The organism is Paenibacillus sp. PastM-3, assembly GCF_029893965.1.
Classification (GTDB): domain Bacteria; phylum Bacillota; class Bacilli; order Paenibacillales; family Paenibacillaceae; genus Paenibacillus_AQ.
The window spans coordinates 566,429-578,403 of record NZ_JARXXP010000002.1 but is presented as its reverse complement, the minus strand read 5'-3'; the positions used below and the strand labels follow the sequence as shown (position 1 = coordinate 578,403).

Annotated in this window: 11 protein-coding genes; 7 read left to right on the top strand and 4 right to left on the bottom strand. The window is 49.1% G+C overall.

Annotation, left to right across the window (positions count from 1 at the left end; all coding sequences use genetic code 11):
• Positions 1-29: 29 nt before the first annotated feature.
• The gene (locus M2108_RS06330) at positions 30-1,367 is read right to left on the bottom strand and encodes a DUF2252 domain-containing protein (RefSeq protein WP_277467864.1); all 1,338 of its coding nucleotides are present in this window, start codon (positions 1,365-1,367) and stop codon (positions 30-32) included.
• A 112-nt stretch (positions 1,368-1,479) separates the two neighbouring features.
• Between M2108_RS06330 and M2108_RS06325 the strand changes: the two genes are divergently transcribed.
• Entirely contained in the window at positions 1,480-3,258 is a 1,779-nt protein-coding gene (locus tag M2108_RS06325) for a M3 family oligoendopeptidase (RefSeq protein WP_277467865.1), read from the top strand.
• Positions 3,259-3,361: 103 nt separating this feature from the next.
• A complete protein-coding gene (locus M2108_RS06320; protein WP_066377900.1) occupies positions 3,362-3,529 on the top strand; it encodes a CxxH/CxxC protein in 168 nt (55 codons plus the stop codon).
• A gap of 101 nt (positions 3,530-3,630) precedes the next feature.
• Here the strand turns inward: M2108_RS06320 and M2108_RS06315 are convergent, their stop codons facing one another.
• Both M2108_RS06315 and M2108_RS06310 read right to left on the bottom strand, forming a co-directional pair.
• A complete protein-coding gene (locus tag M2108_RS06315) occupies positions 3,631-4,674 on the bottom strand; it encodes a class I SAM-dependent methyltransferase (RefSeq protein WP_280776926.1) in 1,044 nt (347 codons plus the stop codon).
• 246 nt (positions 4,675-4,920) lie between these two features.
• The gene (locus tag M2108_RS06310; RefSeq protein ID WP_277467868.1) at positions 4,921-6,360 is read right to left on the bottom strand and encodes an MFS transporter; all 1,440 of its coding nucleotides are present in this window, start codon (positions 6,358-6,360) and stop codon (positions 4,921-4,923) included.
• Between the two features lie 210 nt (positions 6,361-6,570).
• Between M2108_RS06310 and M2108_RS06305 the strand changes: the two genes are divergently transcribed.
• The 3 genes from M2108_RS06305 (at position 6,571) to rlmH (ending at position 8,262) form a co-directional block, all read left to right on the top strand.
• Positions 6,571-6,915 (top strand): ArsR/SmtB family transcription factor, encoded by a 345-nt coding sequence (locus M2108_RS06305; protein ID WP_277467869.1) that lies wholly within the window; start codon positions 6,571-6,573, stop codon positions 6,913-6,915.
• Positions 6,916-7,513: 598 nt separating this feature from the next.
• Entirely contained in the window at positions 7,514-7,693 is a 180-nt protein-coding gene (locus M2108_RS06300) for a hypothetical protein (RefSeq protein ID WP_277467870.1), read from the top strand.
• Between the two features lie 89 nt (positions 7,694-7,782).
• A complete protein-coding gene (gene rlmH, locus M2108_RS06295) occupies positions 7,783-8,262 on the top strand; it encodes a 23S rRNA (pseudouridine(1915)-N(3))-methyltransferase RlmH (RefSeq protein ID WP_039878000.1) in 480 nt (159 codons plus the stop codon).
• Positions 8,263-9,081: 819 nt separating this feature from the next.
• Here the strand turns inward: rlmH and M2108_RS06290 are convergent.
• Positions 9,082-10,092 carry a LysR family transcriptional regulator gene (locus M2108_RS06290; RefSeq protein WP_277467871.1) on the bottom strand — a complete coding sequence of 337 codons (1,011 nt, stop codon included), beginning with the start codon at positions 10,090-10,092 and terminating at the stop codon, positions 9,082-9,084.
• Between the two features lie 308 nt (positions 10,093-10,400).
• On the opposite strand from M2108_RS06290, the gene M2108_RS06285 reads away from it, so the two are divergent.
• Positions 10,401-11,027, top strand: a complete 627-nt coding sequence (locus M2108_RS06285; protein WP_277467873.1) for a cysteine hydrolase family protein — start codon at positions 10,401-10,403, stop codon at positions 11,025-11,027.
• 94 nt (positions 11,028-11,121) lie between these two features.
• Positions 11,122-11,964, top strand: a complete 843-nt coding sequence (locus M2108_RS06280; protein ID WP_277467875.1) for an ABC transporter permease — start codon at positions 11,122-11,124, stop codon at positions 11,962-11,964.
• Positions 11,965-11,975: the final 11 nt, after the last annotated feature.

Below are 11,975 nucleotides of genomic sequence, written 5' to 3'. Positions count from 1 at the left end.
GCGGTGAAAGCTTCCTTTTTGGTGCAAATTTATAGGCCGAATTCTGCGGTTACCCAATCCTTGAACATGGTGTAATCCTTCTCTACCTGATTGGCGTAGCCGAAGGCCCACTCGGCAATATAACGGGCAAAAGCGTCCGGATCTGCGCCCATGGCTCTGGCAATTTCCTGCTCGCTATGGTAATCGAGAATTCCCTTGTCCACATCGGCATCGGCCCGGGCGTGCATTTTGGCGGTCAGGCTGCCCATCAGCTCCAGTACTTTGGTCAGTTCGCCGGCATCAGTGATGTCCTCCAGCTTCAGTCTTTTTTTGTAAGGGGAACGCTCCCGTACGTAAAATTCCCGGCCATCCATCGTCAGGAACCCGAGATAAGGGTCAGCCTTGTGATGCATCGCCTGCTGGGTAGCGGTTACCCGTTTGCCCTGATGGGCAAAGGCCTGCCAGAAGGATTCCGAATACGGCATGAAATAGGCCGGGACGGGTGCGCGGACCTCTTTTACCTCAAGTACAGGATCATCTGCGCCCTCCAGCTCCATGCCGCCCTCAATCAGAATATAATAGCGGTCGAGTCCGATGGAAGCCGTTCCTGATCCGCGTTTGACGGCAATATCTTTAATCTGAAAATGCTCATTCTGCAGCTTGCGCGCCACCACTGTCTGCTTGTAAAAGCTCCACGCCTGCTCCAGCTGAGCCTGCTCGTCCGCACCAGGAATCAGCAGCTCGGCATTCTCCAGGAACACCCTGCTGCTCTGCATATGGGCCGTGACCTTCTCCAGAAAATGGCTCCGACGGCGTTTCTCCAGCTTGCGCAGCAGCTTTTTGACCGGGCCTTTGGCGTTATCCTCGTTCACCACATAATCAGCGGGATCATCCTTACCCTGGCAGAAGCGACGGATTTGCCGCGCATAAGCTTTGGCATAATCCGAAATGAAGCTCTGCTGCTCCTTCCCGCCGTAGCCAAGCTGCCTGCCGACAAGGGCAATACTGACCGCCATACGCAGCAGATCATAGAGATAAGAGCCGACATACCCCTCGTCAAAATCATTCACATCATAGACAATATTCCCGTCCTCACTGCGGAATGCGCCGAAATTCTCAAAATGCAGGTCCCCCTGAATCCAGGTCGGGCAGTCCAGTGCGCTGTGGTACGGAAAGTACTGCCTGGTCGTATCAAAATAAAACAGATAAGCACTGCCCCGGTAGAAGGAAAACGCGCTCTGCGCCATTTTGCCGTATTTCTCCGCACGGTTGACATGGTTCAAAGTCATAATACTGCCGTCGAATTCGTCCAGAATGGAAATCAGCAGGTCTCTGCGCAGCTTCGAGCGTGTGCGGATAACCCCTTCGGTAATAGTCTGGTTAACCATGGGTGATGCTCCTTTCGGGCTAATATAGCTAAATCTATTATTTCCATAGACTAGCAATTTGGCAAGCGTGATATACTGATATCAGTTTTTACCGGATAAGGAGATGTATGAAGTGCAGTTAACATGGGATTTGAGCAGCATCTATCCCGGATTTCAGTCGGAGCCCTTCCGGCGGGACCGGAGGCATGTAGAGGAATTGGCTGGGGAGCTTGCAGCATGGGCGGCCTCACAGTTAGAGAATGTACAGGATGCCTCCGGAGTGATGGAGCAGTTCCTGAAACAATATAACGCTTATAAAAGCATTTACCTCCGTTTGTTCAGCTACGCAGAGCTGGTCTTCAGCGCAGACAGCAGCAATGCGGAAGCCGTTAATCTGATGGATGAGCTGGAGGAGGTTAGCAGCGGGGCGGAGGAAGCCAGGGTGAGCTTCAGCAAGTGGCTGGCCGGGGTCAGTGCGGAGGAGTTAGAGGTGAGTCTGCAGAACAATGCATATCTTGCGGAGCATAGCTTCTATTTGCGTGAGCTGCAAGCCAAGTCGGGGCATCTACTAAGCGCAGAAGGTGAAGCGGTCATTGCCCGGATGCAGGCCAACGGTTCGAAGGCATGGGAGCGGCTGTATATGCGGACGCTGTCTACGCTGTGGATAGATGTTGAGGTTGATGGCAAGGATCGGAGTGTGTCACTGGCTGATCTGCGGAATTTTGCTTATGATTCAGATGCATCCGTACGGAAAGCGGCAGCTGAGGCTGAGGGTGAAGCCTGCCGAAGTGTAGCAGAGCAGAGTGCTGCCTGCATTAATGCCGTGACCGGTGAAGCGGCGGCAGTCTATGAGCTGCGGGGATATACATCGCCGCTGCATAAGGTGCTGGTAGCTTCGCGGATGGATGAAGCCACGCTTGCAGTAATGCTGCAGGCGATCCGGGAAAGTCTGCCGGTGTTTCACCGGTATTACAGGAAGAAGGCTGAGCTGCTGGGGCATCCCGGCGCGCTGCCGTTCTATGATATATTCGCGCCTGCCGGCGGGGAATGCTCAGGTGTGGTCACTTATGAGCAGGCGCAGGCGATGATTGTCTCCGGCTTTAGCAGGTTTAGTGCGGAGCTGGGCACTTTTGCACAAAAGGTGTTCGAACAGCGCTGGATCGATGCCGAACCGCGCACCGGCAAAGGAAGCTTCGGGATGTGCGTTGATATCTTCCCGATCGGGGAGAGCCGGATGATTACCAGCTTCCACGGTAATTATATAGATGTGAGCGTGCTGGCGCATGAGATCGGGCATGCTTACCATAGCAGCCGGCTTGCCGGGCAGAGTATGGTCAATACGGATTATCCGGTGCCGGTTGCCGAGACGGCGTCGATCTTTTGCGAGAGTCTGATCAGCGGTGAGCTGCTGCAGAGTGCCCCGGCTGGTGAAGCGGCAGCCATTCTGGAGCGGAGTCTGGCGGATGCCGGGTATTATATTGTTGATTTCTATGCGCGTTATTGCTTCGAGAGCAGTTTGTATGAGCGCAGACAATCCGGCAATCTGTCCGTGGATGAGTTAAACGCATTGATGCTGGATTCAATGACCGCTGCTTACGGTGAAAGTGTACTGCCGGACTCGATTCATCCCTACCAATGGATCAGTAAGGCCGGATATTATATGTCAGGCAATGAGTTTCTCAACTTCCCGTATTCGTTCGGGCTGCTGTTCTCCAAAGGGCTGTATGCACAATATAAAAAGCAGGGGCAGGCGTTCGTCAGCCGGTACGAGCAGTTCCTCTCAGCCTCCAGCACACGGAATATTGCCGATGCCGCCAGGCTGATGGATATTGATGTACATTCTTTGGCTTTTTGGCGGGATGCGCTCCAGCTGATTGCCGGAGATATAGGGAAATTTGCGGGAGCGGAGTAAGCGAGGATTTTTGCGCGGCGGAAGGTTCCTTTTTACGGGGAAGTGTGGTAGAACAATAGTAGAAGTATACGCCGCAGCGGCACAGAAAGGGATGCTTGATTGAATGTATGTAGTATGTAAGGAACACGTTGAGCTGGCCATCGACAGATTTGTGGACGAGTACGAGGATGCACCGGATGTTGTGGATCTGAAGGAGACCGAATTCTCGGACTGGGACCCGCCGGCGAAATGTGCGGAATGTGAGAAGAATGCGGAATATCTGGTGGTCTAAGGACTGCTGTCATTGTAAAAACACCCTGCAGCCGCGAGAGCGGTCTGCGGGGTGTTTTGGCGTTGGGCGGGATATGATGGAGTGAAACGAAATCTTAACTCCTAAGTACTGGTGATCCTCACGGCTACTTGCCCTGGAGAAATTTTTGAAACAAAACCAATGTATTCAAAGCTAAATCCGGTTTCTTCTATAAACTCCATAAATGCTTTATGCTCTGCATTTTTCCAGGTAACATAATTAAAATATTCATCAAACAAAATAATAGTTCCACTAACGATGAGATGCTTTAACTCATTGAATATCGTTTTTGTTGACGAGTATAAATCACAGTCGATATGAATAAAAGCGCAATTTTGACTATGCTTGGTCAAGAATTGGGGGATAGTCTCATCAAACCAACCTTTGACTAATTGAACATTGGAATTAACTTCTGGGAGGATTCCCTGAGAATTAAAGGTGCCTTTTTCAAAACCGGGAAACCAAAATTCAGGTAATCCTTCAAATGAATCAAATCCATACACTGTTTCGGAGGGAAGCAATGAAGAAATATAATTAATAGAATTACCTTTAAAGACTCCAAACTCAAGATAGGACCCATTAATTCTTGGCTCGCTCAGTATATCGCGGATCAAAATAGATCTGTCATCATATTGTTTAACATCAAACATATTATCCGCGACAAACTGGGCAGTTTCTACTAATGCTTCCTTTTGCATCTGGAGGTTAATATCTCTGTATTCTCTTTTGAGTAACTCATTAAGTACCTGCTCAAGCTGAGTGTTTGCTTCAATTGTTTCATTATAAATCGTCTCATAAACAGATTCATAGATGAATCTTGAAATACCGGCATCCTCCAATTGCTTAATTACTTCTTGATATTTTTCTATTGCTAGAATAATAAAAGCATTCTGTGACTTTAATTGAATGAATTCTTCCAAAGAGCATATAGAAATTTCTTCGATAACACTATTGTATTTTGAAGCATCGTTATCAATAATCTTTTGTACGCTTAAGCCTAGAAGCAATAAATTTTCGACGACTAGTCTTCCCATGTACCCTGCGCCAAACACATATATCTCTTTAGTTTGAAGAAAAGAGAAGCGATCCAGAAAGTGTTTTTTAAAATGCACTTCATAATTCATCATCCATAACCTCTTTCTATTTAATAATTAACATTACATGGTCTTAGTTTGAATAGCGTGGAAACTCTCCTTTGTATATCGACATTCGTTCTCGCAATGTTTAGTACGAGGGACAGATGGTTCAAAATTACAAAACACATATACACAGATTTAATTACAAGCAAAAAATTAATAGCCAGCCGTCGATAATTTCCGACAACTGGCTAAAACGTGCATGTGGCTTCATCTATTTATTTAAATTGGTAGTATTTAGGCGTCAGCAGCGTCCGTCATGTCAGCCAGTGAGCCGTTGCGGATGCTCCGGCTGTAAGCAACCGCAGAGACAATGGCAATTATAGCGGCGATGGACAGCCCCCAGTAGATGTTGGAGTACGCCGATGAGAGCGGCAAGCCGCGTTGCCATTCCAGAGCGCTGGCGGCCATCGCTACGCTAAACGCTCCGCTAAAGAACTGCAGCAGCTGGAACAGCCCCATGCCCGAACCGATCTGTGAGGATGGCAGGATGCGCGAAATTTCATTGGATACACTGCTCGATAGTACGGTAAAGGCTAAGCTCATTATCATGTAGATGAGCATAACAGCAACCCAGGACTGGCCGGCCAGGAAGGCGAACAGCACAGTAGCCAGCAGCACCAGGAGCGGTGCGTAACGCAGGATTCCGGCATTGCCGTAGCGGTCAATGACCCGCCCTACAGCACGGGAGACGAAGATCGCCAGCAACGAGCCCGGGAAAATCACCAGCCCGGCATGGCTGGCCGTGAACCCGAAGCGGTGGGTCAAAATCTGCGGCAGCAGGAACAGGGTGGCGAAGCTGCACAGGTAAGAGGCGATTCCGACAAGTGCAAGCACAAGATAGGACCGGTTAGCGAATAGCGCCGGCATCACGAACGGATCAGGTGTGCTGCGGATGCGGCCAACGAACAAGGCGATCGCAACAATTCCGGCAATCAGGGCCACCCAGAGTCCGCTGGTCAGGAACAGCAGCAGGCCGGTGGTTCCGATCCCGAGGAACACTCCGCCCAGGATGTCAAATGAGCCGCGTGCAGGTATTTCCTTAGGAAGCAGCACCATAAACAGCGGCACCAGCAGCAGAATCGCGGCCGTAACGGCAAACAGCCAATGCCAGCCCAGATACTCGACGATGGAGCCGCCCGCTACCGGGCCAAGCCCCAGCCCAAGCGAGACGGCTGACATAATGGTTGCCATGGCTTTGCCGCGGCGGGCCTGCGGGACATAGCGGGTGAACAGGACGAGCGACAGCGACATGACGGCTCCCGCACCGGATGCCTGCAGAATCCGCACGATCAGCAGGAAGATGAAATTAGTACTGAAGAAGCCGGCCACAGCGGACAGCCCCAGCGTCAGCAGGCCGATAATCAGCAGCCGGCGGATCGGCAGGAAATCGGACAGCCGGCTGTACGTGATGGAGGCAATCGAGAACATAATGGAATACCCGGTCACGATCCAGGATGCCGATGCCGCTGTAATGCCGAACGCCTCGGTCACATCCGGCAGCGCCAGATTGAACATTGCCGTGTTCATGATGACGAGCACGACGGCGACGCTGAACAGCAGGGTCAGCAGGCCCTCGCGGGGCAGGGTGGGTTCTGGGGCGGCAGGATTGAGCGATCCATTGAGCGGATCGCTGTTTTTGCCGGCAGTATCCCCGGATGTATGTAATGGGTTCATGGTGGGTGCGCCACTCCTTTACTTCTATTGTTTAATAGTTCGATTACTTACGAACAATTGAAATATAGCATGCAAAGATGTAAAATGCAATTAGGAAGATGAGAATTAGCATGGCGTTGAAGGATATGAGTATGAGAAATTGAAAGATATTTATGAGAATGTAAGAAAGAAATTAAATGCATTTTAAGTAATCATAAAGGGGTCTTATATATGAAGCTGCTCCATCATCCGGACCGTAAGGACATACAGCTTGCTTCTGTTTTGTATGCGCTTAGCGATCCGATCCGTTTATATGTTGTGTCGGAAATCCGCAAGCACGGCGAGCAGGCCTGCAACAGCTTTAAGGTGCCGATCGCGAAATCCACGTTGTCCCATCACGCCCGGACTTTGCGCGAGTCAGGTGTTGTGCACACACGGGCCCAGGGAACCCAGCGTATTTTATCGCTGCGGGAAGAGGATTTGAATGAGCGGTTTCCCGGGGTGCTGGATTCGATATTAGAGGCGTACGAGTCTGCCGGTGGGGCGGTGGAGTTTGGGGAGAAGATGGAAGAGTGAAGGGTAAAACGTAAGAGTATGGGTAGTTGCTGTAATGGATAAGCGACGTTGAATGCCGGGCTTGGTGTCTGGAGTAATATAGATATAGGGACTCTGCGGGAGCAGGGTCTTTTGTGCGTGGTTATATGTTTGCCGGTATAAATTGCACAATGTGATTTGCGAAGGATATGGAGATTTCGGGCAGAAAGGTAGCTGAGAGTGTACAGTTATGGTGACTATCTGCTTAACGAATGAATGAAAGTAACCTTACAGGCTTATCCAGGGCTAATCTAAGTGGAAAAAGGTAAACTATTTACTAGTCTGACTGTCGCTGAGAGGATATTAGTTGGAAAAACGATACTTAATTTCTCGGTTTCTGCTCCATTATGGGGTTTTGGTTCAAACTAAGTGTTGATTTTCTACCTATTGATTGCAAATTTTATTAAATGGCGAAATTAAATGCCGGAATTCCACTTAATTTTGACAGACTACTGCTCAAGCAGAAGTTCTATCAATTAACCAGAGTTATTTAATAATTACTTCAGACAAAATGTACATGCTAATAAACAGCGGGTGCGGGATATGGTAAGCTATGATGATAGAGAGGAGCTGGTGTAGAGTGTTTATGAAACCTGGCAACTTGAATGGTTCCGAGGAAGATGCAGCCAAGCGGAGAGCCGAGGAACTGGCAAAAGAAGCGTCAGGCGGGTCTTTTATGACCGGCGTAATTGCTTTTGTGATCCTCGCTGTGGTGGTTGCGGCTGTATTTTATGGAATTGCTTATTTTAGGACAAATTAAGGCGGAGCAGGCCGTTACAGACTGCCTTCTTATTATACATTCATATTAACGAGCAACAGCCGGCTTCCGGCCGGCATATGGAGGATATCATGTTCATTCAAATTATTGGCGTAGGCAAATTGAAGGAAAAATATTTGGTCAGCGGCATCGCAGAGTACGCCAAGCGGCTGACGCCATACCTCAAGTTCCAGGTGATTGAGGTGGCGGATGAAAAAGCACCGGACAATCTCAGCGATGCTGAGGTTGTCCAGGTCAAAACGCGCGAGGGTGAGCGGATCCTCGCGCACATCAAGAGCGATGCGCATGTCATTGCGCTCGCGATCGACGGCAAGCTCTGGAGCTCCGAGGAGCTTGCCGCAGAAATCGACCGGCTCGGCACCTACGGGACGAGCCATGTCGTTTTCGTCATCGGAGGCAGCCATGGCCTCTCCGATGACGTGATGCGCCGCGCTCAGCAGCGCATGAGCTTCGGCCGCATGACGCTGCCTCATCAGCTCATGCGGCTGGTGCTGGTGGAGCAGATTTATCGTGCGGTGAAGATAAATCGGGGGGAACCGTACCATAAGTAGAGGTAAGTTTTTTGAAGGAAAGCTCGCAGGAGCCTGTATTTACAGCCTACCGAAGATAGGAGCAGGGTAGGTCACACTCCTGTCGGGACGGTGCGTAAACGGGCTTATGCGGGTTTATTTGTACTATCTTGAAGGGGACTTTGCCGATTCATAGCAAAAGCTCCTTCCTCCGTTTCGGCAGTAGGGACCGGGCAAAAAAGTGCTTCAATACTGTTGTAACTGAGGTTGAATTCCTGATGCTACATGCATCGTTCAGACTACGGAAAAGAATTGGATGATGACCTCTGGAAGAGGGTGATTTTATATCTCCAGGGTGAAGTATGCAGCAACCATTGGAGTTAAATTAATCAGATAAATGTCTTATAGATAAAAGAATAAGGAGAAGCCAAAATGGAATGAAACAATTAATAAAATTGTTAAATGGATAGAACCTAGGACCTACTATTTTCTGGGTGAAAATGCTAGACTATGGACATGGAGAAATAGTTAGGAGGACATGATCTACAATGGATGAGAGAAAAGTCTTAAAATTATTGAAGAGTCCTGAATATAATTTACTCGACTATAAAACAGAATTTTACAACCCTAAGGATAAGAAAAGTAAGACTGATTTTGTGAAGATATATTATCTTTTTCAAACACTACAATAAATAAGCCTGGATTTATAATATGTGGGGTTAATCAATCTAAAGCTGCTGTAACAATCGTTCTCCGTTATTCTATAAATGCAGGAAGAGGCTATCCTTCACTGATGAAGTGGAGGATAGCCTCTTTGCTGTGTTTGCAAGTCCGAGGCGGAACTTTAATCGGACCCGCTGTCTATCCGGACGTGGTTAACAGGCTCTGTTCGTTCGCATGGTACAACGATACGATATCCTCCACGATCCGGTGCAGGGGAAGGTGCGAGCTGATGTCGTCGGGATATACCAGATAAATGGTCCGTTTCGGGAAGGACGGCAGATAATAAATGTCGTAAGGAAGAACTTCCAGATCGATAACGGACGCTCCTGCTCCGAGGGATACGGGAGCTGCCTTCTTCAGATCAAAGGCATCATAAATATAGGAAGTAGGCAGGACCGTGTAACCAAAACCGCTCGATACCAGATTCAGCAGTGTATTTGTATCATTGATTTCATGAATGGTCTCCGGCAGTCTCCCGAGCAGAGTGGACAAGGATTGATCCATGACTTTGCGGAACGGAAACTTGAAATTGTAGAGAAAGAAATGCGCCGATAACAAAAGAGATTTCCAGCAGTCCGTACTGAGCGCAGTTCGCAGCGGGTCGTTCTTGGGGGCGATCAGGACGACTTCCTCCTGAAACAGGGGCACGGAAGACAGACCGGGAAACGGCTTGCAGTATGGAATGATTCCTAAATGAAGCTTATGGATGGAGATCAGTTCCATAATATATCCGGTCATTTCCACCGTAATATCATACTGCACTTCGGGGTATTCGTCTTTCAGCAGCTGCAGTGCGGGCGAAATAAAGAAAGACCCCAAAGGACGCAGAATACCCAGCTTAAGTTTCCCCGAATCCATAGTGAGACTTCCGCGCTCGTCGGGACCGATTGGAACGGTCTCATTCAGCTTCTCGCTGATTTCCTTAAAGTCTTCCAGCAGCTTGACGGCATAGAGCAGAAATTGATGGCCTTGCTCGGTCAGCTGAACTCCCTTCCAATTCCGCTCCAATAAAGGGACGTTAAACTCGGATTCCAGTTTTTTTAAACGCGCGGTTAATGTGGGCTGGGCCAAGTGGAGAATTCGTGCAGCTTTCGAAATGCTCTGCTCACGAACGACAGTCACAAAAGAATGAATATCAAACCAATCCAAGACCATTCCTCCTTATAAACACACTTGTTGTTGGCTATTAAATATAGATAACAATTCATGTAATTTATATTCACATTTTGATCTGTTTATTATAGAGGAAATTCTGCTTTAATAGCTGGAATGAGGGTTATCAGCATTTTCTATTACTTCGGGCAAGGTGATTAATGCTATTATATATTCAAATTTATAACATTACAAGGAGGTTCACCAAAGCAAGATGTGAGGTTAACTGCGATTTCGGTAAATGTCCCTCAATCATATGTTATATAATACTACACTATATGTTATATAAAAATGGAGGTTGGAGAATGAAAGAACATTTGAGTCTGGAAAGTACCGCGTTGATTATCGTGGATGTGCAGAATGATTTCTGCCACGAAGATGGAGCCTGCGCACGGATGGGCCGGGACGTAAAGGGAGCTCAAGCCATTGTCCCATCCATTCAATTGCTGATTGGCGAGTGCAGGGAGCGGGGCGTGCCGGTGATTTTTATCCAGATGACCCAGGAGCCGCATACCTTGTCGGAGGCCTGGAACATGCGTCCGCGTCCCGCCGGAACTGAAGGCATAGCGGTCACGCAGCGCAACAGCTGGGGAGCGGATTTCTACAAGCTTACCCCCAAACCGGACGACATCATTGTGGAGAAGCACCGTTACAGCGCCTTTATTGGAACTCAGCTCGATTTGATTCTGCGCACGATGAACATTAAATCGCTGTTGGTTACAGGGGTTGCGACCAATGTATGCGTGGAGTCCACGGCAAGAGACGGCTTCATGCTCGACTACCATGTAACTGTAGTGAAGGATGCTTGTGCCGGTTATTCACCGGAGCTGCATGAGGCCACCTTTGGCAATGTAACCGCCCATTTTGGCCGGGTTCTGGAAACCGGGGAAATTTTGAGTTATTGGAAGGAGCATCAGTCCCTGACCGTTTGATTGTCGTGCGTACATCGCTTTTTTTGAAAAGTAGAGAAAGTTTTCCTGGTTTTTCATAACAACCTAACAATGAATGGAAAGGGAGAGGGAGAATATGAACACCACGCAAAAAATGGCCGATTCGCCGGCAGCTGAGATTCCTCGTTTGCCAGAAGGGATGTGGACCCGGTTGTACTATAGAAATGAACGCATGATTCTGGGGGCGAGCGGTGTAGTAGTTCTGCTCCTGATCTGGGAAGCGATTGTCCGTTTGGGGCTTATCGATCCGCTGTTCTCCAGCTCTCCTGTGCGGATCTGGCATGCGGGGGTCCAATATGTGACCTCGGACGGCTTCGCGAACGACTTTATCGCCAGCGGCACGGAGTTGATGCTGGGTTTTGGACTTGCGCTGATTGTGGGCATTCCGCTCGGGATTGCAATGGGCTGGTATCCGAAGTTTAATCACGTGGTGGAGCCGATCTTCAACTTCCTGTATGCCGCGCCGCGCATTGCGCTGGTTCCGCTGTTTATTATCTGGTTCGGGATTGACCTTGGGTCAAAGGTGGCGATTATCTTCCTCAGTTCGGTGTTTCCGATTATTTTTAACACACTGCTTGGGGTGAAGACGATTGATCCGGTGCTGCTGAACGTGCCGAAGTCCTATAACGCCAAAAGCTATCAAATCTTCAAAACGGTTGTGCTGCCAAGTTCGGTTCCGGCGATTATTTCGGGAATCCGGCTGGGTCTCGGACATGCCCTGATCGGTGTCGTCGTCGGCGAAATGACCGCGGCCACCATGGGCGTCGGCCACATGATGTTCACGGCGGGGCAGACGTTCCAGACGGATCTGGTCTTTGTGGGATTGATCATTATTGCCGGGTTCGGCGTTGTTCTCACCGGTCTTGTGCAAATTCTGGAGCGGCATTTCGACAAATGGCGTGTCGATATCCACAACTAAGGAGAGTGATT

Coding starts and splice junctions, on each gene's coding strand:
- M2108_RS06320 (WP_066377900.1), top strand. CDS start 3,362: ATGTATGTAGTATGTAAGGAACACGTTGAGCTGGCCATCGACAGATTT.
- M2108_RS06315 (WP_280776926.1), bottom strand. CDS start 4,674: ATGATGAATTATGAAGTGCATTTTAAAAAACACTTTCTGGATCGCTTC.
- M2108_RS06310 (WP_277467868.1), bottom strand. CDS start 6,360: ATGAACCCATTACATACATCCGGGGATACTGCCGGCAAAAACAGCGAT.
- M2108_RS06280 (WP_277467875.1), top strand. CDS start 11,122: ATGAACACCACGCAAAAAATGGCCGATTCGCCGGCAGCTGAGATTCCT.
- rlmH (WP_039878000.1), top strand. CDS start 7,783: ATGTTCATTCAAATTATTGGCGTAGGCAAATTGAAGGAAAAATATTTG.
- M2108_RS06305 (WP_277467869.1), top strand. CDS start 6,571: ATGAAGCTGCTCCATCATCCGGACCGTAAGGACATACAGCTTGCTTCT.
- M2108_RS06330 (WP_277467864.1), bottom strand. CDS start 1,367: ATGGTTAACCAGACTATTACCGAAGGGGTTATCCGCACACGCTCGAAG.
- M2108_RS06285 (WP_277467873.1), top strand. CDS start 10,401: ATGAAAGAACATTTGAGTCTGGAAAGTACCGCGTTGATTATCGTGGAT.